Here is a 21,511-nt window from a genome sequence, read left to right as displayed (position 1 = left end):
AAGAATTTTCAGCTTTGTTCACCGGATTACGTCCAGTGGATTTTGTGCTGTGACAAGGCGGCACGCGAGACGACGTGAAGGAGCATACACGAGTATGTGACTGAGCGGCGCGAGCGGGGCAACGCAGTCAGAGCGCGAAAGACGCGGACGAAAACAGAATTTGCCTGGCGGCAACAGCGCGGTGGTCCCACCTGACCCCATGCCGAACTCAGAAGTGAAACGCCGTAGCGCCGATGGTAGTGTGGGGCCTCCCCATGCGAGAGTAGGGAACTGCCAGGCATTAAATAAGTGAAGAAGCCCCGGACGAGAGTCCGGGGCTTTTTTACGCCCGTACTCCGGCAAATTTACCGCCAAAAACCGCGTGATTAGCCGTTTTTTAGCCATTGAACAATATACTCTGCAACCTGATCAGGCTGATTAATATCCAGCACCGGTACCTGAAGCGCTAACGCTTCATCCGTCGCTACGGCAATCACCCAGTCATCCAGCAATTCATCAATTTCCCCCTTAACGCCGCGCCGCCATAGCACCATCCTGGGCACGGGTTCCTGTTTAAACCCCTCGACCAGCACCAGATCCAGCGTTGCAGCATCCATACGGCCTGCCAGCTGCGCTAAACTAAGCGGCTGCTGCGGCGTTTCGCACATTAACGCCCAGCGTTGTTCGCTGGCGACGATCACCTGATCGGCTCCCGCTTTGCGCAGCAGATAACTGTCTTTTCCCGGCGTATCGATATCCATCTGATGATGGGTATGCTTGATCAGCCCGGGGCGAATGCCCTGCGCTCTCAGTAGCGGAATCACCTGTTGTAACAGGGTGGTTTTGCCGGTGCCACTCCAGCCCACCACCGCCAGTAACGGCACACTCATCACGCACTTTCCTCATTAACCAAATCGTCAGGCGTATTGATATTGCGGAAGGCGGCTTCATCATCATCAAACAGTACGCTGTGTCCGCCATGTTCACACATAAACTGCATCAGACGGCGTTCTCCGCGCAGCAGCCACGCTTCCAGATCATCGGCCAGCGCACGATGCACCAGGGCCAGCGCCGGATGATCACGCTGACCCGAGGTCACCCACACGGCGGCGGCTGCACCGCGCTGCTGCCACAGCCGTGCAACAAAATCCTGCGGTAGCCACGGCGTATCGCAGGCGCAAAACGCCACCCATTCGGTCTGGCTGTGCCGCAGGCCGCTGAGCATGCCTGCCAGCGGACCGGGATAATCAGGCAGCGAATCACGAATCACCTGACAACCACTTGCCTGATAACGATCAATGTTACGGTTGGCGCTAATCAACACAATATTGACCTGCGGCTGTAAACGCTGCAGAACGTGCTGATAAAGCGGTTTGCCCTGTAATGGCAGCAAGCCCTTATCCTGACCTCCCATACGGCTGCCTTGCCCGCCTGCGAGGATCACACCGGTAAATGCGGTCATCTTCGTCTCCCTGTTTATTCTGGACGATACTTAACTCGCGGTAGCGAACCACCTGCGCAAAGGAATCAATGATGAAATATCACCGACTCAATGAACTGCTCGAACTGCTGCAGCCTGCCTGGCAGCAAGAACCCGATCTCAACCTGCTGGCATTTTTACAAAAACTGGCGCAGGAATCAGGTTTCAGTGGCCCATTAAGTGAATTAAGCGATGACGTATTGATTTACCATCTCAAAATGCGTGATGCCGGTAGTCAGGCTGTGATCCCGGGTCTGAAGAAAGATTATGAAGTGGACTTCAAAAGAGCGCTATTACGTGCGCGCGGTGTGATCAAGGATGATGAGTAGTGTTATCCTTGCGCGTTCAACGCACAGGTAACATACAGGCACAATGATGAGCGAAGCCGCTTTTAATTTTCAGACGCTGAATCCCGACGTCATCCTCGATGCGCTCTGGGATGCCGGTCTGCGGGTCGAGTCCGGCTTAACCGCCCTGAACAGCTACGAAAACCGCGTCTATCAGTTCAGCGATGAGGATAAGCGACGCTATGTCGCTAAGTTCTATCGTCCGCAGCGCTGGAGTGCCGCGCAGATCGCTGAAGAGCATCGCTTTGCTCAGGATCTGCTGGATGATGAAGTGCCGGTTGCCGCACCGCTGGCGCTGCAGGGCACTACGCTCAATCAGCACGCTGGCTTTATGTTCGCGGTGTTTCCCAGCCTCGGTGGCCGGCAGTATGAAACTGACAATGAAGAGCAGATGGAGTGGGTGGGGCGTTTCCTTGGCCGTATCCATCAAACCGGACGCCACAGCCCGTTCCGCCAGCGGCCCACTCTGGGCCTGCAGGAGTATGTGGTTGAGCCACGTCTGCAGCTGGAACAGAGCGCGCTGGTGCCCGCCTCGCTGAAGGATGCGCTACTGAAGGCGTTAGATAAACTCAGCGCCACGCTGCAGCAGAGCTGGCACAGCCAGTGGCAACCGCTCCGGCTGCACGGTGACTGCCATCCCGGCAATATTCTGTGGCGCGATGGGCCGATGTTTGTCGATCTCGATGACGCGCGCACCGGCCCGGCTGTGCAGGATTTGTGGATGCTGGTGAACGGCAGCCGTCAGGAGCAATTGATCCAGTGGGATATTTTGCTGGAAGCGTATAACGAATTTGGTGATTTCGATTTACACGAATTGACACTGATTGAGTCTTTACGCGCCATGCGCATGGTTTATTATCTGGCCTGGGTTGTACGCCGCTGGCAGGATCCCGCTTTTCCGCGCGCCTTCCCCTGGATGACCGATGAGGACTTCTGGCGCCGGCAGATTGCACTATTTATCGAGCAGGAAAGGCTGTTACACGAACCGCCGTTACAGCTTAGCCCGCAATTTTAATGAAGTACTCAGGAGATGTTCTCACGATGAAAAAGATTTGGTTTGCGCTGGTAGGTTTGATGCTGGCATTTAGCGCCTCAGCGGCACAGTTCAACGACGGCAAACAGTACGTTACGCTGCCAAAACCGGTCGCCGGTGAGCCGCAGGTCATGGAGTTCTTCTCCTTCTTCTGCCCGCACTGCTACCAGTTTGAGCGCATTTACCACGTCAGCGATGCGGTGAGAAAGAATCTGCCAGCGGACACCAAAGTGACCAAATATCACGTTGATTTCCTCGGCGGCGACTTCGGTCCGGTGGTCACGCATGCGTGGGCAGTGGCAATGGCGCTGGGTGTGGAAGATAAAGTGACCGCACCGATTTTCGACGGCATCCAGAAGACCCAGACCATTACCGACGCAGCCAGCCTGAAAGAAACCTTTATTAAAGCAGCGGGTATCACCTCTGAAGATTACGATGCAGCGTGGAACAGCTTCGCCGTGAAGGCGCTGGTTGCACAGCAGCAGAAAGCGGCTTCGGATGTTAATCTGCAGGGCGTACCGGCGATTTTCGTCAACGGCAAATACATGGTTAACAACGGTGGCCTGGACACCAGCTCAATGGATAACTTCGTGGCGGATTATGCCAACGTCGTGAAATTCCTGGTTGAGAAAAAGTAATTAAGCGCTGAAAACGCGATGGCTTATGCTGTAGCGGCGCGGTTATCACCCGCCGCTACAGTGAAACCAACCCACAACACATCCTTAATTCACTAAGCTATTCATCCCTTACCGCCAGCGTTTTTTGATTACCCTTTCGCTTAATATCCACATAGACGATCGCCTTTTTAAAAAGGTGTTTCGTATCACGGCAAGATTATAACTGACTGATTGTAAATACATTTTAACCGTAAAATGATTGCAATTAACGTAAATAACAATACGTTATGAATTTTACGCACAAAGTTATCCACAAGATGATCCTTGCGATCCGCGCCGCGTAACCGCGAAAAAGATCCTCACTTTCCGCTGTTACTTCAACATTGTTCGCTGGTTGTGGCATCCTTATAACCCTGATTATCGCAACGAAGAAAATACAAACCTATGGCGCAAATTGCAGAAAATCCCCTGATTCTGGTAGATGGCTCTTCCTACCTCTACCGTGCATATCATGCCTTTCCGCCGCTGACCAACAGTGCGGGTGAGCCAACCGGCGCCATGTATGGTGTGCTCAACATGCTGAAAAGCCTGCTGATGCAGTATCAACCCAGCCATGTGGCTGTGGTCTTCGATGCCAAAGGCAAAACGTTCCGCGATGAGCTGTTTGAAAATTACAAATCGCATCGTCCACCGATGCCGGACGATTTACGCGCGCAAATCGCGCCGCTGCACGAGATGGTAAAAGCCATGGGGCTGCCGCTGCTGGCGGTGTCCGGCGTGGAAGCCGATGACGTGATTGGCACGCTGGCGCTGGAAGCGGAAAAGCAGGGGCGTGCGGTGCTGATCAGCACCGGCGATAAAGACATGGCGCAGCTGGTAACGCCGGGCATTACCCTGATTAACACCATGACTAACACCGTGCTCGGTCCGGAAGAAGTCGAGCAGAAATACGGTGTGCCGCCTTCGCTGATTATCGATTTCCTCGCCATGATGGGCGACAGCTCGGACAACATCCCGGGCGTTCCGGGCGTGGGCGAGAAAACCGCACAGGCGCTGCTGCAGGGGCTGGGCGGCATGCAATCCATCTACGACAACCTTGATAAAGTGGCCGGGCTCTCCTTCCGTGGAGCAAAAACCATGGCGGCGAAGCTGGAGCAGAATCGCGATGTGGCGTTTCTCTCCTACCAGCTGGCGACCATCAAAACCGATGTGGAACTGGATCTGGCCTGCGAGCAGCTGACGGTTAACGAGCCTGACGTTGAAGCATTGCAGACGCTGTTCAGCCGCTATGAATTCAAACGCTGGCTTGCCGATCTGCAGGAAGGAAAATGGCTGCAGGGTAAAAAGAGTAATAGCCAGGCGCAGAAATCGCTGCCGGATGAACCCGTCGTGGCCGCAGCGGAAACGGTCAGCGTGCTGTCATCCGACGGCTATGTCACCATCCTCGACGAGGCGACCTTTGCCGACTGGCTGAAAAAACTGCAAAGCGCCGACGTGTTTGCTTTTGACCTGGAAACCGATTCGCTGGATACCCTGAGCGCCAATATTGTCGGCATTGCCTTCGCCGTGGCACCGGGCGAGGCCGCTTACCTGCCGGTGGCGCATGACTATCTTGACGCGCCACCGCAGCTGGATCGCGCCGCGGTGCTGAAGCAGCTGAAACCGCTGCTGGAGGACAGTAAAGCAGCGAAGGTCGGGCAGAATCTGAAGTACGATCGTGGCGTACTGAAAAATTACGATATTGAGCTGAACGGCATCAAATTCGACACCATGCTGGAGTCTTACTGCCTGAACAGCGTCGGCGGCAAGCATGACATGGACAGCCTGGCGGCCCGCTGGCTTAACCACAAAACCGTCACTTTCGAAGAAATCGCCGGTAAAGGTAAAAATCAGCTCACCTTCAATCAGATCGCGCTTGAGCAGGCGGCGCACTATGCGGCAGAAGACGCTGACGTCACGCTGCAGCTGCACCTGCAGATGTGGCCGAAGCTGGAGCAGGAAGCCGGTCCGAAGCAGGTATTCGAGGCGATTGAGATGCCGCTGGTGACGGTCATTTCCCGCGTAGAGCGCAACGGTGTGCTGATCGATCAGAACATCCTCGCGAAACATTCGCAGGAGCTGACCACGCGTCTGGCCGAGCTGGAGCAGAAGGCGCATGAGCTGGCCGGCGAGCCTTTCAACCTCTCCTCCACCAAACAGCTGCAAACCATTCTGTTTGAGAAGCAGGGGATTAAGCCGACGAAGAAAACGCCGGGCGGCGCGCCATCGACCAGTGAAGAAGTGCTGGCTGAGCTGGCGCTCGACTATCCGCTGCCGAAAGTGATTCTTGAGCATCGCGGCCTGTCGAAGCTGAAATCCACTTACACCGATAAGCTGCCGCAGATGATCAATCCGATCACCGGCCGGGTACACACCTCTTATCACCAGGCGGTGACGGCCACCGGACGACTCTCCTCGACCGACCCGAACCTGCAAAACATTCCGGTGCGCAACGAAGAGGGGCGGCGCATTCGTCAGGCGTTTATTGCGGGCGCGGATAAGCGCATCGTGGCCGCCGACTATTCGCAGATTGAGCTGCGAATTATGGCGCACCTGTCGCAGGACAAAGGCCTGCTGGATGCGTTTGCGCAGGGTGAGGATATCCACCGCGCCACGGCGTCCGAAGTGTTTGGTGTGGCGCTGAGCAAGGTTTCCGGTGAGCAGCGCCGCAGTGCGAAAGCAATCAACTTCGGACTGATTTATGGCATGAGCGCATTTGGTTTGTCGCGTCAGCTGAACATTGGTGCCGGCGAAGCGAAGAAGTACATGGATCTCTACTTTGAGCGCTATCCGGGCGTGCTGCGTTATATGGAAGCGACGCGCGCGCAAGCCGCGGATAAGGGATATGTCGAGACGCTGGATGGTCGTCGTCTGTGGCTGCCGGACATCAACTCCAGCAATGCCATTCGCCGTAAAGCTGCCGAGCGTGCGGCGATCAACGCACCGATGCAGGGCACCGCGGCGGACATCATCAAACGTGCCATGATCGCTGTTGACGGCTGGCTGCTGCAGCAGAACAGTGACGAGGTGAAAATGATCATGCAGGTACACGATGAACTGGTATTTGAGATCCACAAAGATGCCGTCGCAGGTGCCAGCCAGACGATCCGCGAACTGATGGAGAACAGCATGAAGCTGGATGTACCGCTGCAGGTTGAAGTGGGAACCGGCGATAACTGGGATCAGGCGCACTAAGGGCCTGTTGCCCGCCACAGATACTGGTGGCGGGCAGCGTCATAAGAAAAAAGTTTACTTAATCGGTTCAGCCGGTCATCAAAACTGCCGGTAAAATACAGGTTAAGTAACTGCTTATCGGCTAAGCATTTTTTTGGTAATTAAACTACATGCCCTGCGCGAAAATGTGACGAAGCTGGTAAAAAAGATGTCGAATTCTGAAACTTAACAACAAAAAAGCCTTTGTTGGTCAGAAAAAATCGGGTAAAGTTCATCGCGTAGGGTACAGAGGTAAGATGTTCTATCTTTCAGACCTTTTACTTCACGTAATCGGATTTGGCTGAATATTAGCCGCCCCAGTCATTTATGACTGGGGCGTTTTTTATTGGGCTTTTTCTGAAAAAAAGCGGACGCAAAGGCCCGCTCTGGCGCTATTCTGACAGCGCTTCACCGTCGCCTTCCTGCGCCGGAGTCAGCTCGCTAAACCAGGTATCAAGTTTCTGACGCAGCTTATCGACGCCCAGTTTTTTCAGCGATGAGAACATCTCGACCTGGACATCGCCCATAAATGCCAGCGATGCCTCACGCACCATGTTCAGCTGCGCTTTACGGGCACCGGAAGCCAGCTTGTCGGCTTTGGTCAGCAGAATCATAACCGGAATACCGCTCTGCACCGCCCACTCAACCATTTGCTGATCGAGATCTTTAAGCGGATGGCGGATATCCATCAGTACCACCAGTCCTTTCAGGGCCTGACGTTTCTGCAAATATTCACCCAGCGCGCGCTGCCATTTACGCTTCATCTCTTCCGGGACTTCCGCATAACCGTAACCTGGTAAATCCACCAGGCGTTTGCCTTCCACCACTTCAAACAGGTTAATCAGCTGCGTGCGGCCTGGCGTTTTACTGGTACGCGCCAGGCTTTTCTGGTTGGTCAGGGTATTCAGCGCGCTGGATTTGCCTGCATTTGAGCGCCCGGCAAAGGCAACTTCAATGCCCGTATCCGCCGGTAGATGACGAATATCCGGCGCGCTGAGCATGAAATGGGTGACGTGATAGTTCAAAGCAGACAATGTAAAACTCCAGCAGAATGATCGGGCAATGGCGCTGATTATACCTGTTATGGCGCAAAAGTGCCCGACAGGCGTCTTAACGCGCCATTTTGTAAGAGATCGCCGCTAACTGCTACCAGTGATGACGGATTCATGCAACGTTCATTCTCTATATTACTTTTTATTTTCATTGGTTTACGTTAAACATGAAAAAGACCGCTCTAAATTAGAGACAAGTCTCACTTGTTCAATTTACTGTTTGGTCTACATTTGTTGTCAGTGCACGGCAGCACCCATCAGGATGATGAGCTCAGGAGCGTCGGGGATGACCGCGAGCATGGCAGGAGAGCGATTCAGGCAGGAATCGGACAGGGACAGGGATTACTCGCAGGAGCGATGTGGCGATGGAGCAACCGGGACGTTGTGAGCCGTAAAGGATTTGACGCGTGTTTCCTTCGTATGAAGGTGCGAAATAAGGCGATAGCACAGGCTATCGCCTTTTTTCTTTGTCATCTTTCTGCTAGATTTCGCCGCAATTCTATACTGAACTCACCAGGCATCGCCGAGACCGAACACATGAAGCAACCTGCACCAGCCCAGCGTGGCAAACCTGCTGCTAAAGCGAAACGCAAATCGCGTGAAGAACTGAACCAGGAAGCCCGCGATCGCAAGCGCGATAAAAAGCACAGCGGCCACAAATCCGGCAGCCGCGCCAACCCGGAAACGCAAAGCGCCGGTAAAGGGCACAGCAAAAAGAGCACCGATCCGCGCGTGGGCAGCAAAAAGCCGGTCGCGCTGGTGGCGGACGGCAAAACCCTGCCCGAAAAGAAAGTGGCGAAGCCAAAGCCCAAAGCCGAAAAAGTGCGTCTGACGCCGCAGGAAGAGCTGGCGAAGCTGGAGAACGATGAGCGTCTCGACACGCTGCTCGATCGCCTTGAGAGCGGCGAAACCCTGAGCGCAGAAGATCAGGCGTGGCTGGATGAGACGCTGGATCGCATCGACGAGCTGATGGAAACGCTGGGCATTGCGCTGGACGACGACGTTGAAGACGAGCAGGCAGAAGAGGATATGATGCGCCTGCTTAAGGGCCACTAACCGCCATTTTTGATCGGCATGCGGCTTTGCGCATGCCGCGCTAAACAGGTATTCACCTATGTTTTGGCCTGGATCAATTTTAGCGCTGCTGCTGACATGTTATCTGCTGTGGTTATTGTTTAAACTACGCCGCCTGTCGCGGCTGAAATCGCGCTTACGGCGGCGTTCCGCCCAGCGCTTCGTCTCCTCTTCTGCCACGCGACCCGCCCTCAGACGACGTCACCGTAAGGAGTGAGCATGTCATCGCAGCAGATTGAGTGGGATCAGCGGCTCATCGAAAAATACAATTACGCCGGTCCGCGTTACACCTCCTATCCCACCGCGCTGGAATTCAGTGAAAGCTTTGGCGCGAGCGATTTTCAGCGCGCGGTTGAGTGCTATCCCGAGCGCGCGCTGTCACTGTATGTGCATATCCCGTTCTGCCATCGTCTGTGTTACTTCTGCGGCTGCAATAAAATCGTGACGCGCCAGCTGCATAAGGCCGATCGCTATCTGGAGGTACTGGCGCAGGAGATTCGTCAGCGCGCTCCGCTGTTTGCCGGCCGTCGCGTTACGCAGCTGCACTGGGGCGGCGGCACGCCCACCTTCCTTAATCAGCAGCAGGTCAGCCGGCTGGTGGCGCTGCTGCGCAGCCATTTCGACATCGCTGACGACGTTGAGATGTCGATCGAAGTCGATCCACGTGAAATTGAGCTGGAGATGATCGATCATCTGCGCGCAGAGGGCTTCAATCGCCTGAGCATGGGCGTGCAGGATTTCAACAAGGCGGTGCAGGAGCGGGTCAATCGCGTTCAGGATGAAGAGACCATTTTTGCCCTGGTGCAGCGTGCCCGCGCGCAGGGATTCCGCTCAGTCAGTCTGGATTTAATCTACGGCCTGCCGCTGCAGACGCCAGAGAGCTTTGCCTTTACGCTGCAGCGGGTGATTGCACTCAATCCGGATCGCCTCAGCGTCTTCAACTATGCGCACATGCCTGCGCTGTTTGCCGCTCAGCGCAAAATCAAAGATGAGGAGCTGCCGACGGCGGCGCAGAAGCTGCAAATCCTGCAGCAAACCATCGCGACGCTGACCGGCGCGGGTTACCAGTTTATTGGCATGGACCACTTTGCCAAACCGGATGATGAACTGGCGGTGGCGCAGCGCGCCGGCGTACTGCATCGCAACTTCCAGGGTTACAGCACGCAGGGCGAAACCGAACTGCTCGGGCTGGGCGTTTCGGCCATCAGCATGCTGGGCGACAGCTATGCGCAGAATCAGAAAGAGTTAAAAGCCTGGTATGCCAGCGTTGAGCAGCAGGGCCATGCGCTGTGGCGCGGTTTAACCCTGAGTGAGGATGATTGTCTGCGGCGGGATGTAATTAAAGCGCTGATCTGTAACTTTGCGCTGGATTTTGCCGACATCGAAGCCCGGTGGCCGGTGGTGTTTGAACGCTATTTTGCTGAGGATTTAGCGCTGCTGGCGCCGCTGGTGGCGGACGGCTTGCTTGAGATCGGTGAGCGCCGGCTGCAGGTCACCGGCATTGGCCGTCTGCTGATTCGCAACATCTGCATGTGCTTTGACCGCTATCTGCGGCAGAAAGCACGGATGCAGCAATTTTCGCGGGTAATTTAAGCATAAAGGGAGCCAGCGCTCCCTTTATGTTAACTGAACAGACTGACGCTGATGGCGCAGACCACGGCGGCCAGCGCGGTTTGCGGTGAGTGAGTCACAGCATTACCGATTGCCGCCACGTTATGCGCGATCAGCTGGATGACAGATTGCAACATGTTAGCCTCTCCCGATTGCCGCCAGTATGATACTGAACGGCACCGGTCTGTACAGATGTTACGCGCAGAAAGTGTGCAATAAATAACCCTTTTACACTTTTCCGCGTTATTCCATGCCCAGTTCTTTCAGTTTACGCGTGAGCGTATTGCGGCCCCAGCCCAGTAAACGTGCCGCTTCCTGCTTGTGGCCCTGCGTATGACGCAGCGCAGTGGTCAGCAGCGTACGCTCCATCTCCGGCTGTGCTTCTGACAGCAGGTTTTGATGACCGGAACGCAGCGCGCGGTCTGCCCACTGCGCCAGCAGCGTTGCCCAGCTGTCCGGCAGCGACTGCACCGGATTTTCCGGCGTACTCGACTCAAACAGCTCCGGCGGCAGATCCTGAATCAGCACTTCCTGGCCCGCGGCCATCACCGTCAGCCAGCGGCAGGTGTTCTCCAGCTGGCGCACGTTACCCGACCAGTGCAGTCGCGTCAGCGCGGCTTCGGTCTCCGGGTGCAGAATTTTCGCTTCCACGCCCAGCTCACGCGCTGCGACCTGCAGGAAGTAGCGCGCCAGACGCGGAATATCCTCGCGACGTTCACGCAGCGGCGGCAGATGCACGCGAATCACGTTGAGGCGATGGAACAGGTCCTCACGGAACTTGCCCTCCTGCACGCGCAGCTCCAGATTCTGGTGGGTAGCGGCGATGATACGCACATCCACTTTGACCGGCGCATAGCCGCCAACACGATAGAACTGGCCATCGGCCAGCACGCGCAGCAGGCGCGTCTGTACATCAAGCGGCATATCGCCGATTTCGTCGAGAAACAGCGTGCCGCCATCGGCCTGCTCAAAGCGGCCCTGACGAATCTGGTTCGCGCCGGTAAACGCGCCTTTCTCGTGGCCAAACAGCTCCGATTCGATCAAATCCTTCGGGATCGCCGCCATATTTAGCGCGATAAACGGGGATTTGGCGCGCGGGCTGTGGCGATGCAGCGCATGCGCTACCAGCTCTTTACCGGTACCGGACTCGCCGTTGATCAGCACGCTGATCGACGAACGCGACAGACGGCCGATGATGCGGAAGACATCCTGCATCGCCGGCGCTTCGCCGATGATGTCGGTGGTCGGGCCGCTTACCGGCTGATTGCGCGGCTGCTGCTGCTCCTGATAGTGACTGATGGCGCGCTCTACCAGTGCGACCGCTTCATCAATATCAAACGGCTTTGGCAGGTAATCAAACGCGCCCTGCTGGTAAGCGCTGACCGCCGCGTCGAGGTCCGAATGCGCGGTCATAATGATGACCGGCAGCATCGGATGACGCTGTTTGATCTGCTTCAGCAGCGCCAGACCATCCATGCCTGGCATACGAATATCCGACAATAATACGTCCGGGGTTTTGGTCGAGAGCGCATCCAGCACCTCGTTGCCGCTGTCAAAGGTGGCGCAGCTTAAACCGGCTCCAGTGAGCGCACGTTCAAGCACCCAGCGGATGGAGCTATCGTCATCGACGATCCAGACTATCCCTCGTTGCATAGAAACCTCACTGGCGAATAGGCAGGTAAACCGAGAATTCGGTGTGGCCTGGCCAACTGTTAAATTCAATTTTTCCCGAATGCTGATCAATCAGGCTGCGGGCGATAGAGAGACCTAAACCGGTGCCGCCTTCGCGTCCGCTGACCATCGGATAGAACAGCGTATCCTGCAGCTGGGCCGGAATGCCCGGGCCATCATCTTCAATGTCGATACGCGCCACCAGCCGGTAACGCGTGCCGTGTAACGTCAGCTGAAACGCGGTACGGGTGCGGATGACAATGGTGCCGCCCGCTTCGCCCAGCGCCTGCAGCGCGTTACGCACCACGTTGAGCAGCACCTGTTCAATCTGGTCCGGGTCGTGCGGCAGCTCCGGCAGGCTGGGGTCATAATCACGCACCAGCGAGACGTTTTCCGGCAGCTCCATCGACACCAGGTTAACCACACGTTCAGCCACCTGATGGATGCTCTGGGTCACGTGCAGTCCGGGCTGCTGCGGACCCAGCAGGCGGTCGACCAGGTTACGCAGCCGGTCGGCCTGCTCAATAATCACTTTGGTATATTCATTCAGCGCCGGATCGGGCAGGGCGCGCGATAACAGCTGCGCCGCGCCGCGCAATCCGCCGAGCGGGTTTTTAATTTCGTGCGCCAGGCCACGAACCAGATCGCGCGCGGCAACCTGCTGGGCGTGCTGAATCTGCTCCTGGCTGAGACGGCGCTGATTATCCATCGGCGCCATTTCCAGCAGAATAAATCCGTCGGGTAGACGCTGTGCCGTGAGCGACATAATGTGCGCGCGGCCATCCACCACTAACGTGACTTCGCTATCGGTAAAGCCCTGGCCTGCCCCTAAACTCTCGCTCATTACCTCAATGTTCAGCGAAAAATAGCCGGTAAGTTCCGGTAAGGGCGTGCCGAACAATTTTCGTGAGCTTTGCGCCAGTAACTGCTGGGCCGCCGGGTTGGCGTAGTGGATAACCAGATCGTTATCGACCAGCAAAATACTGTTGATCAGGGAGTTGAGAATCTGCCCCGCGTCGGGCAGCGTGCCAGTTGCCATACAGCGTTCCTCTGCACTAAATTAGTGCATTATAGCCTTTGGGGACGCAAATCTATCCGTCGAACGATGAATTCGCGGTGAAAAAAGCCCATCCGGAGATGGGCTAAAGTTTCCACGGCAACAAAAAATCTTCAGCGCCAGGATTAGCACCGTCGCGGCGTTGGCGGCTACGGTGCATCTGCGCGAATCTTTTAAGGATTAAACGCTGTAGTACAGTTCGAACTCAACCGGGTGCGGCGTCATGCGTACGCGGTCGTTGTCAGCTTTACGCAGTTCGATGTAAGCATCGATAGCGTCATCGGTGAACACGCCGCCACGGGTCAGGAACTCGCGGTCTTCGTTCAGTGCATTCAGCGCTTCTTCCAGTGAACCGGCCACTTTTGGAATCTCAGCTTCTTCTTCCGGCGGCAGGTCGTACAGGTTTTTGTCCATCGCATCGCCAGGGTGGATCTTGTTGATCACGCCGTCGAGGCCGGCCATCAGCAGTGCGGTGAACGCCAGGTATGGGTTAGCCGCTGGATCCGGGAAGCGCGCTTCGATACGACGTGCTTTCGGGCTAGCCACCACCGGGATACGGATAGAGGCAGAACGGTTACGTGCTGAGTAAGCCAGCATTACCGGTGCTTCGTAGCCTGGGACCAGACGCTTGTATGAGTTGGTGGTCGGGTTTGCCAGGGCGTTGATGGCTTTAGCGTGCTTGATGATACCGCCGATGTAGAACAGGGCAGTTTCAGACAGGCCGCCGTATTTGTCGCCAGAGAACAGGTTTACGCCGCCTTTAGACAGTGACATGTGGCAGTGCATACCGGAACCGTTGTCGCCAAACATTGGCTTCGGCATAAAGGTAGCCGTTTTGCCGTAGGCGTGCGCGACGTTGTGCACGACATATTTGTAGATCTGAATTTCGTCAGCTTTCTTGGTCATGGTGTTGAAGCGGGTAGCCACTTCGTTCTGACCAGCAGTAGCCACTTCGTGGTGATGCGCTTCTACCACCAGACCCATCTGCTCCATGGTCAGACACATGGCAGAACGGATGTCCTGTGATGAGTCAACCGGTGGCACCGGGAAGTAGCCGCCTTTCAGACCTGGACGGTGACCTTTGTTACCGCCTTCGTACTCTTTACCGGTGTTCCAGGCTGCTTCGATGTCGTCGATAGCCACGTGTGAGCCGGAAGTTGAAGAGCCGAAACGGATGTCGTCAAACAGGAAGAACTCTGGCTCAGGTCCGAACAGTACGGTGTCGGCGATGCCGGAAGAACGCAGGAACTCTTCTGCGCGCTTGGCAATGGAGCGCGGGTCGCGATCGTAGCCCTGCAGCGTGCCTGGCTCGAGAATGTCACAGCGGATGATGAGCGTCGGATCTTCGAAGAACGGATCCATTACGGCAGTTGTTGCATCCGGCATCAGCACCATGTCTGATTCGTTAATGCCTTTCCAGCCGCCGATGGAAGAGCCATCGAACATTTTGCCTTCTTCGAAGAAGTCAGCGTTAACCTGGTGAGCAGGGATAGTAACGTGCTGTTCTTTACCTTTGGTATCGGTAAAACGCAGGTCAACAAACTTAACTTCGTGCTCGTTCATCATCGAGAGAACGTGTTCAGCGGACATACTCAACTCTCCTGGAAATGGTCATTTTGTCGTCGTGGTGAGAGAACTTCTGTTGCCGGGAATGTGTCACGACTACTGACCACCCCTGACCAAGATCTCGGCAAGCTCTTCAACCGTTGTGCAACTGTCGTTTTCGCTTAAAAGATATAAAGCGAATTCTGTGCCAACTTTATTACAATGGTGAAAATGGCGCTGTGATGCGCCCTGCGGTGAGACGACGGCTGCACCAGTGTGGATGGAATGCACCAAAATAGTGCCGTCAGTTTAGGGGTAAGCACTTAAATGGTGCAAAGCGCCATCAAAGTGCAGCTTAATGCACCGTTATTGGTGCTAAAAACGCGCACTGCGAGAATCTTTCGGCGAAAACTGTGATCATGTTCAGTCTTTCGCTTAATCCGTGTACAATACCGCGTTATTTCTATAATGCCTGAGGCAAAGCTGTGATCGAAAATTTGCGTAACATCGCCATCATCGCGCACGTTGACCATGGTAAGACCACCCTGGTTGACAAACTGCTGCAACAGTCCGGTACTTTTGATGCCCGTACCGAAGCGACTGAGCGCGTGATGGACTCCAACGATTTGGAGAAAGAGCGTGGGATTACCATCCTCGCGAAAAACACCGCCATCAAATGGAACGACTACCGTATCAACATCGTTGATACCCCAGGACACGCCGACTTCGGTGGTGAAGTTGAGCGCGTCATGTCCATGGTGGATTCGGTGCTGCTGGTTGTAGACGCGATGGATGGCCCTATGCCGCAAACCCGCTTCGTAACCAAGAAAGCCTTTGCCCACGGTTTGAAGCCGATTGTAGTCATCAACAAAGTTGACCGTCCTGGCGCGCGTCCGGACTGGGTTGTTGACCAGGTATTTGACCTGTTCGTCAACCTCGACGCGACTGACGAGCAGCTCGATTTCCCGATCATTTATGCGTCTGCGCTGAATGGTATCGCCGGTCTGGATCACACCGACATGGCTGACGACATGACCCCGCTGTATCAGGCCATCGTCGACCACGTTTCTCCACCGCAGGTTGAAGTTGAAGCCCCACTGCAGATGCAGATCTCGCAGCTGGACTACAACAACTACCTCGGCGTAATCGGTATCGGCCGCATCAAGCGCGGTAAAGTGAAGCCAAACCAGCAGGTTACTGTGATCGACAGCGAAGGGAAAACCCGTAACGCGAAAGTCGGTAAAGTGCTGGGCCATCTGGGTCTGGAGCGTATTGAATCCGATTTGGCTGAAGCGGGCGACATCATCGCTATCACCGGTCTGGGCGAGCTGAACATCTCCGACACCATCTGCGACACGCAGAATGTGGAAGCGCTGCCAGCGCTGAGCGTGGATGAGCCAACCGTAACCATGTTCTTCAACGTCAACACCTCACCGTTCTGTGGTAAAGAAGGTAAGTTTGTGACGTCGCGTCAGATCCTTGAGCGTCTGAACAAAGAGCTGGTGCACAACGTAGCGCTGCGCGTAGAAGAAACTGAAGATGCTGATGCATTCCGCGTATCCGGTCGTGGTGAGCTGCACCTGTCAGTTCTGATCGAGAATATGCGTCGTGAAGGCTACGAGCTGGCGGTATCCCGTCCGAAAGTTATCTACCGTGAATTCGAAGGCCGCAAGCAGGAGCCATTCGAAAACGTTACCCTCGACATCGAAGAGACCCACCAGGGTTCAGTGATGCAGGCGATGGGTGAGCGTAAAGGCGACCTGAAAAACATGGATCCGGATGGTAAAGGCCGCGTACGTCTCGACTACGTGATCCCAAGCCGTGGTCTGATCGGCTTCCGTAACGAATTCATGACTATGACTTCCGGTACCGGTCTGCTGTACTCCACCTTCAGCCACTACGACGACGTGCGTCCGGGCGAAGTGGGCCAGCGTCAGAACGGCGTGCTGATCTCCAACGGTCAGGGTAAAGCGGTTGCCTTCGCCCTGTTCGGCCTGCAGGATCGCGGTAAGCTGTTCCTCGGTCACGGTGCGGAAGTGTATGAAGGCCAGATCATCGGTATTCACAGCCGTTCTAACGACCTGACCGTAAACTGCCTGACCGGTAAGAAACTGACCAACATGCGTGCGTCAGGTACTGACGAAGCTACCACCCTGGTACCACCGCAGAAAATGACGCTGGAGCAGGCTATCGAGTTCATCGATGACGACGAACTGGTAGAAGTGACGCCGCAGTCAGTACGTATTCGTAAACGCCACCTGACCGAGAACGATCGCAAACGCGCGTCTCGCGGCAGCAAAGAGTAAGCGAAATCGTCTGATAATGAGCCCCGCACCCGCGGGGCTTTTTTTTGCCTGCCGTCTGAGGCAGCGCGACCCGCACGAAATCAGACCCCGCTTGCGGAATGCGGATTTCCCCTAAGCGTACCTGTTCAGGCTTGCCTTTTACCGCTAGAGTGAATGATCCAGGGAACGTAGAGGAGAGGTGTCATGCTGTACATCTTTGATTTAGGCAATGTGATTGTTGATATCGATTTCAATCGGGTACTCGGCGTCTGGAGCGATCTGGGACGCGTGCCGCTTGCCACGCTGCAGAGCCGTTTTCGCATGGACGAGACCTTCGAGCAGCACGAGCGGGGCGAAATCAGCGACCCGGAGTTTGCCGCCCGGCTGTGTGACCAGCTCGATATTGCCCTGAGCTATCCGCAGTTCACCGCTGGCTGGCAGGCGGTGTTTGTCGGCGTGCGTCCGGAAACGCTGGCGATCATGAACCAGCTGCGCGCCAGCGGCGAGCGCGTGGTGATTCTGTCTAACACCAACCAGCTGCATTTCGAGTTCTGGCCAACGCAGTATCCGGAAGTGCAGCAGGCTGCTGACCACATCTATATGTCGCAGGATATCGGCATGCGCAAACCGGAAGCGCGCATCTGGCACTACGTACTGGAGCATGAAGGCTTCACCGCCGATCAGGCGGTATTCTTTGATGACAACCAGGCCAATGTTGATGCGGCGCGCGCGCTGGGCATTGAGAGCGTGCTGGTCGAAGATGCGAAAACCGTGCCTGACTGGTTTGCGAGCCGTCGCTGAGTGACCATGCGAACTCATCTGCGCCACTCGGCGCATGCGTTTTTCCTGTGGATCAAACTGCTGTGGCGCCGCATTGATGAAGACAACATGACCACGCAGGCCGGTAATCTGGCCTACGTGTCGCTGCTGGCGCTGGTGCCGCTGATTGCCGTGGTATTCGCGCTGTTTGCCGCCTTCCCGGTGTTCTCGGACATCAGCGTGCAGCTGAAGAACTTCATCTTCACTAACTTCATGCCGGCCGCCGGGGATGTGATTCAGCGCTATCTCGATCAGTTTGTCGCCAACGTCAACAAAATGACGGCGGTGGGGGCGGTCGGGCTGATTGTCACTGCGCTGCTGCTGATGCACTCGGTCGACAGCGCGCTCAATGCCATCTGGCGCAGCGACAAGCCGCGCCCGATGGTCTACTCCTTTGCGGTCTACTGGATGATTCTGACGCTGGGACCGCTGCTGGCCGGTGCCAGTCTGGCTATCAGCTCCTATCTGCTGTCGCTGCGCTGGGTGAACGTGACCGGCGTCACCAGCCTGATCGATCAGGCGCTGCGCATCTTCCCGCTGGTTTTGTCGATTCTCGCCTTCTGGCTGCTGTACAGCATTGTGCCGACGCGGCGCGTGCCGGGACGCGATGCGTTGATAGGTGCGGTGGTCGCGGGTCTGCTGTTCGAGCTGGGCAAAAAAGGCTTTGCGCTCTATGTTACGATGTTTCCTTCGTATCAGTTAATTTACGGCGTGCTGGCGGTGATCCCCATCCTGTTTCTGTGGGTTTACTGGACCTGGTGTATTGTGTTGTTAGGCGCGGAAGTGACCGTCACGCTGGATGACTATCGCCAGTTAAAACAGCAGGAACGCGATAAAGAACGAGAGGAAACATGATTGCTTTGATTCAGCGTGTGACGCGCGCCAGCGTCAGCGTGGATAACGCCACGGTGGGCGAAATTGGCGCCGGTCTGCTGGTGCTGCTGGGGGTAGAAAAGGGCGATGACGAGCAGAAATCACAGCGCCTGGCGGAGAAAGTGCTGGGCTACCGCATTTTTGGCGATGAGAACGACAAAATGAATCTCAGCGTACAGCAGACAGGCGGTAGCGTGCTGGTGGTTTCGCAATTCACCCTGGCGGCCGACACGCAAAAAGGCATGCGTCCCTCTTTCTCTGGCGGCGCGCATCCGGCGGAAGCCGAGCGCCTCTATCACGACTTCAGCGATCGCTGCCGGGCGCTGGGCGTCACCACCGCCAACGGGCGCTTCGCCGCCAATATGCAGGTTTCGCTGATTAACGATGGTCCGGTGACCTTCTGGTTACAGGTGTGAGATTTTTAGCCGAGCGGCAAGGGATCAGCCACGCAAGCTCCGAACGAGAGAATCACTTTATGTATCATCTTCGCGTACCGCAAACGGCGGAAGAGCTGGATATGTATTACCAGTTCCGCTGGGAAATGTTACGGAAGCCGCTGCGCCAGCCGCAGGGCTCAGAACGTGATGCCTGGGATGCGCTGGCGCATCACCAGATGGTGGTGGATGAGCACGGCAAACCGGTAGCGGTAGGCCGGCTGTATATCAATGCGGAAAATGAAGCGGCGATCCGCTTTCTGGCGGTGCATCCGTCGGTGCAGGGCAAAGGGCTGGGTACGCTGGTGGCGATGACGCTGGAGTCGGTGGCGCGCCAGGAAGGGGCCAAACGCGTCACCTGTAGCGCGCGCGAGGATGCGGTGGAGTTCTTTGCCAAGCTCGGCTTTGTCAATCAGGGCGAAATTACCGCACCGCAAACCACGCCGGTGCGTCACTTCCTGATGATTAAACCGGTGGTGACGCTGGATGATATTCTGCATCGCGCCGACTGGTGTGGACAGCTGCAGCAAGCGTGGTACGAACACATCCCGTTGAGCGAAAAAATGGGCGTGCGTATTTTGCAGTACACCGGGCAGAAGTTTGTCACCACCATGCCGGAAGCTGGCAACCAGAATCCGCACCACACGCTGTTTGCCGGCAGCCTGTTTTCACTTGCCACGCTCACCGGCTGGGGATTGATCTGGCTGCTGCTGCGTGAACGCCATCTTGGCGGCACCATCATTCTGGCCGATGCGCATATTCGCTACAGCAAACCGATCAGCGGACGGCCCGGCGCCATCGCCGATCTCGGCTCGCTGAGCGGCGATCTCGACCGGCTGGCGCGCGGACGAAAAGCACGCGTACAGATGGAGGTAGAGCTGTTTGGGGATGATGAGCTGGGCGCGGTGTTTGAAGGTGTTTACATCGTGTTACCCGCCGATCCCGACGGACCGCTGGAAGAGGGCGGTTCAGGCGCGCGTATTAATTAATGACCGCAGCGCGCAACAAAATCACAGGGTCACTCTGCATGGCGTAATGTTTGTCAGTCAAGATTCGACTGCATTCAACAACAGTTGCATTTTTGGTAGCGGCGCAATTTATTGCGCGATAAATCGCGCCGCTACAAATATTGTGCGATTGGCGATGACCTGACGCGCCCGCATCGCGCTTTTCAGCGCGATCGGTCATGCAATCATCACTGCACCTGCCCGCCACGCATCGTCTGCTGCAGCGACTGCGTATCCGTCGTCACCGACAAACTGCCTTCTGCGCTGGTACGCAACGGTGCGCCCGCGCTGAGCGAGCCCTTCAGCTGCAGCTGCAAATTACTGCTGCCGCTCAGCGGCAGTGCAGGCCAGCCCCAGTTTTGCAGCACGTTTGCCGGCACCGCCTGGCCTTTCAGGTTCAGCGTAAACGGACGCTGTGCTTCCTGTCCTGCGGTTGCCGTGCCTTCCAGTAATCCGCTACCGTTAAAGGCGCTCATCTCGCTGACCTCAATCTGCCGATCGCTGGCGTTCAGGCTAATTGACGGATGGCGCAAATCGGTGCGGTTAAAGGTGGCTTCCGCCGCGTTAAAGCTGGCTTTGCCCGCCCAGATGCCCCATTGATGCTGGCGCGCCAGCAGCAGATTTTCTGCATTACCGTCGAGCGCGGTCATCTGGAACGGGAAGGCCGGATTGATATCAATCACCAGGTTACGGTTAGCCGTCGCACGCTTCACCAGCACGCTATCCAGCCAGCCCGGCAGCGTCTGCTGCCAGCGATCGCGCCAGTTTTGCGGCAGCGTGTATTCCAGGCCGGCAAGGGCTAAATCGTCAAGCGTCAGGCGCTTATCGCTGCGCGTCCAGCTGCCGCTGGCGCGAATCACGCCGTTGACCCAGCGTGAACTGAACTGCGTCAGCTGAATGCCCTGCGGTGAGAATTCGGCGTTGACGATCGGATCGTTGAGTTCAAAGCTGCCGTTAATAAAGTTGCCAGCGTTCATGGCCAGCGAACCGTCGTCGCTCTGCCAGTCATCGCCGCGCAGTGTAATGTTCTTCAGGGTCAGATCGAGATCGGTCACCGCCCAGTCCGGGCCCTGCAGGCGCGCATCGGTCATATCCAGCCGGTTGATGCTCACCGAAGGCACGTCACGCAGCGGACTGAGGAACTCGCTCAGGCTCTGCTGAGTTTGCAGGCGGATATCGTTAAGACGCAGCTGGTTGATTTGCCAGTTACCCTGCGCGTCGCGCTCGGCACGTCCGGTCATTGAGCCGCGCGCCAGATCGGCGCCGATATTGCTCAGCACCAGCCGGCGTTTGGCGATATTGCCCTGCAGCAGTACGTTGTTACCGGCGACGCCGTCCAGCGTCATGGCACCTGCGCTCATCTGGAACTGCGCAT

Annotated in this window: 20 protein-coding genes and 1 rRNA gene; 12 read left to right on the top strand and 9 right to left on the bottom strand. The window is 56.3% G+C overall.

From position 1 onward, the window contains the following. The first annotated feature begins 163 nt into the window (after nt 1–163). A 5S ribosomal RNA gene (gene rrf, locus ERD80_RS12875) occupies nt 164–279 on the top strand. 86 nt (nt 280–365) lie between these two features. Here the strand turns inward: rrf and mobB are convergent. Then, nucleotides 366–869 carry a molybdopterin-guanine dinucleotide biosynthesis protein MobB gene (gene mobB / locus ERD80_RS12870; protein ID WP_104189296.1) on the bottom strand — a complete coding sequence of 168 codons (504 nt, stop codon included), beginning with the start codon at nt 867–869 and terminating at the stop codon, nt 366–368. Beyond that, nucleotides 869–1,441, bottom strand: coding sequence for a molybdenum cofactor guanylyltransferase MobA (gene mobA, locus ERD80_RS12865; RefSeq protein ID WP_104189294.1), 573 nt, complete (start codon nt 1,439–1,441; stop codon nt 869–871). The genes mobB and mobA overlap by 1 nt, the downstream gene beginning before the upstream one ends. A 71-nt stretch (nt 1,442–1,512) precedes the next feature. On the opposite strand from mobA, the gene ERD80_RS12860 reads away from it, so the two are divergent. The 4 genes from ERD80_RS12860 (at nt 1,513) to polA (ending at nt 6,690) form a co-directional block, all read left to right on the top strand. After that, nucleotides 1,513–1,788 (top strand): YihD family protein, encoded by a 276-nt coding sequence (locus ERD80_RS12860; protein ID WP_136547146.1) that lies wholly within the window; start codon nt 1,513–1,515, stop codon nt 1,786–1,788. Nucleotides 1,789–1,834: 46 nt separating this feature from the next. After that, nucleotides 1,835–2,821: a serine/threonine protein kinase gene (locus tag ERD80_RS12855; RefSeq protein ID WP_021507126.1), complete on the top strand. Its 987-nt coding sequence runs from the start codon at nt 1,835–1,837 to the stop codon at nt 2,819–2,821. A 26-nt stretch (nt 2,822–2,847) separates the two neighbouring features. Next, nucleotides 2,848–3,477: a thiol:disulfide interchange protein DsbA gene (gene dsbA, locus ERD80_RS12850; protein ID WP_021507125.1), complete on the top strand. Its 630-nt coding sequence runs from the start codon at nt 2,848–2,850 to the stop codon at nt 3,475–3,477. Nucleotides 3,478–3,900: 423 nt separating this feature from the next. Continuing rightward, complete coding sequence (gene polA, locus ERD80_RS12845) at nt 3,901–6,690, top strand: DNA polymerase I (protein ID WP_136547144.1); 2,790 nt, start codon at nt 3,901–3,903, stop codon at nt 6,688–6,690. A 410-nt stretch (nt 6,691–7,100) separates the two neighbouring features. Here the strand turns inward: polA and yihA are convergent, their stop codons facing one another. Next, nucleotides 7,101–7,742 carry a ribosome biogenesis GTP-binding protein YihA/YsxC gene (yihA, locus tag ERD80_RS12835; protein ID WP_031279643.1) on the bottom strand — a complete coding sequence of 214 codons (642 nt, stop codon included), beginning with the start codon at nt 7,740–7,742 and terminating at the stop codon, nt 7,101–7,103. Between the two features lie 555 nt (nt 7,743–8,297). On the opposite strand from yihA, the gene yihI reads away from it, so the two are divergent. Together yihI and hemN are read left to right on the top strand one after the other, a co-directional pair. Continuing rightward, nucleotides 8,298–8,816 (top strand): Der GTPase-activating protein YihI, encoded by a 519-nt coding sequence (gene yihI, locus ERD80_RS12830; RefSeq protein WP_136547143.1) that lies wholly within the window; start codon nt 8,298–8,300, stop codon nt 8,814–8,816. Nucleotides 8,817–9,053: 237 nt separating this feature from the next. Continuing rightward, nucleotides 9,054–10,427 (top strand): oxygen-independent coproporphyrinogen III oxidase, encoded by a 1,374-nt coding sequence (hemN, locus tag ERD80_RS12825; RefSeq protein WP_136547141.1) that lies wholly within the window; start codon nt 9,054–9,056, stop codon nt 10,425–10,427. A gap of 29 nt (nt 10,428–10,456) precedes the next feature. On the opposite strand, the gene ERD80_RS12820 is transcribed toward hemN, so the two are convergent. The 4 genes from ERD80_RS12820 to glnA all read right to left on the bottom strand — a co-directional run bounded on the left by ERD80_RS12820 (nt 10,457) and on the right by glnA (nt 14,763). Continuing rightward, nucleotides 10,457–10,582, bottom strand: coding sequence for a YshB family small membrane protein (locus tag ERD80_RS12820; RefSeq protein ID WP_021507120.1), 126 nt, complete (start codon nt 10,580–10,582; stop codon nt 10,457–10,459). 106 nt (nt 10,583–10,688) lie between these two features. Then, a complete protein-coding gene (gene glnG, locus ERD80_RS12815) occupies nt 10,689–12,098 on the bottom strand; it encodes a nitrogen regulation protein NR(I) (RefSeq protein ID WP_031279642.1) in 1,410 nt (469 codons plus the stop codon). Nucleotides 12,099–12,105: 7 nt separating this feature from the next. Beyond that, nucleotides 12,106–13,155, bottom strand: a complete 1,050-nt coding sequence (gene glnL, locus ERD80_RS12810) for a nitrogen regulation protein NR(II) (protein ID WP_021507118.1) — start codon at nt 13,153–13,155, stop codon at nt 12,106–12,108. Nucleotides 13,156–13,353: 198 nt separating this feature from the next. Continuing rightward, nucleotides 13,354–14,763, bottom strand: coding sequence for a glutamate--ammonia ligase (glnA, locus tag ERD80_RS12805; RefSeq protein WP_031279641.1), 1,410 nt, complete (start codon nt 14,761–14,763; stop codon nt 13,354–13,356). Nucleotides 14,764–15,203: 440 nt separating this feature from the next. On the opposite strand from glnA, the gene typA reads away from it, so the two are divergent. From typA to fabY, 5 genes are all read left to right on the top strand, one after another. Further along, complete coding sequence (gene typA, locus ERD80_RS12800) at nt 15,204–17,024, top strand: ribosome-dependent GTPase TypA (protein ID WP_058771001.1); 1,821 nt, start codon at nt 15,204–15,206, stop codon at nt 17,022–17,024. Between the two features lie 183 nt (nt 17,025–17,207). Continuing rightward, nucleotides 17,208–17,804: a glucose-1-phosphatase gene (yihX, locus tag ERD80_RS12795; RefSeq protein ID WP_021507115.1), complete on the top strand. Its 597-nt coding sequence runs from the start codon at nt 17,208–17,210 to the stop codon at nt 17,802–17,804. 6 nt (nt 17,805–17,810) lie between these two features. Continuing rightward, nucleotides 17,811–18,677, top strand: coding sequence for a virulence factor BrkB family protein (locus ERD80_RS12790; RefSeq protein WP_021507114.1), 867 nt, complete (start codon nt 17,811–17,813; stop codon nt 18,675–18,677). Beyond that, nucleotides 18,674–19,111 (top strand): D-aminoacyl-tRNA deacylase, encoded by a 438-nt coding sequence (dtd, locus tag ERD80_RS12785; protein ID WP_021507113.1) that lies wholly within the window; start codon nt 18,674–18,676, stop codon nt 19,109–19,111. Before ERD80_RS12790 ends, dtd begins: the two co-directional genes overlap by 4 nt. Before the next feature lie 59 nt (nt 19,112–19,170). After that, nucleotides 19,171–20,118, top strand: coding sequence for a fatty acid biosynthesis protein FabY (fabY, locus tag ERD80_RS12780; protein ID WP_021507112.1), 948 nt, complete (start codon nt 19,171–19,173; stop codon nt 20,116–20,118). On the opposite strand, the gene ERD80_RS12775 is transcribed toward fabY, so the two are convergent. Both ERD80_RS12775 and ERD80_RS12770 read right to left on the bottom strand, forming a co-directional pair. Further along, nucleotides 20,111–20,317 (bottom strand): hypothetical protein, encoded by a 207-nt coding sequence (locus ERD80_RS12775; RefSeq protein WP_136547139.1) that lies wholly within the window; start codon nt 20,315–20,317, stop codon nt 20,111–20,113. The two genes, fabY and ERD80_RS12775, sit on opposite strands and share 8 nt — an antisense overlap. A 7-nt stretch (nt 20,318–20,324) precedes the next feature. Then, nucleotides 20,325–21,511 (bottom strand): AsmA family protein (locus ERD80_RS12770; RefSeq protein ID WP_136547137.1); only part of this gene is annotated, 1,187 nt, incomplete at its 5' end.

It is taken from the genome of Pantoea sp. R102 (genome assembly GCF_004916815.1).
In the GTDB taxonomy this organism is placed as follows: domain Bacteria; phylum Pseudomonadota; class Gammaproteobacteria; order Enterobacterales; family Enterobacteriaceae; genus Pantoea; species Pantoea dispersa.
The sequence above is the reverse complement of the archived record's forward strand: the minus strand, read 5'-3'. Positions and strand labels throughout refer to the sequence as shown.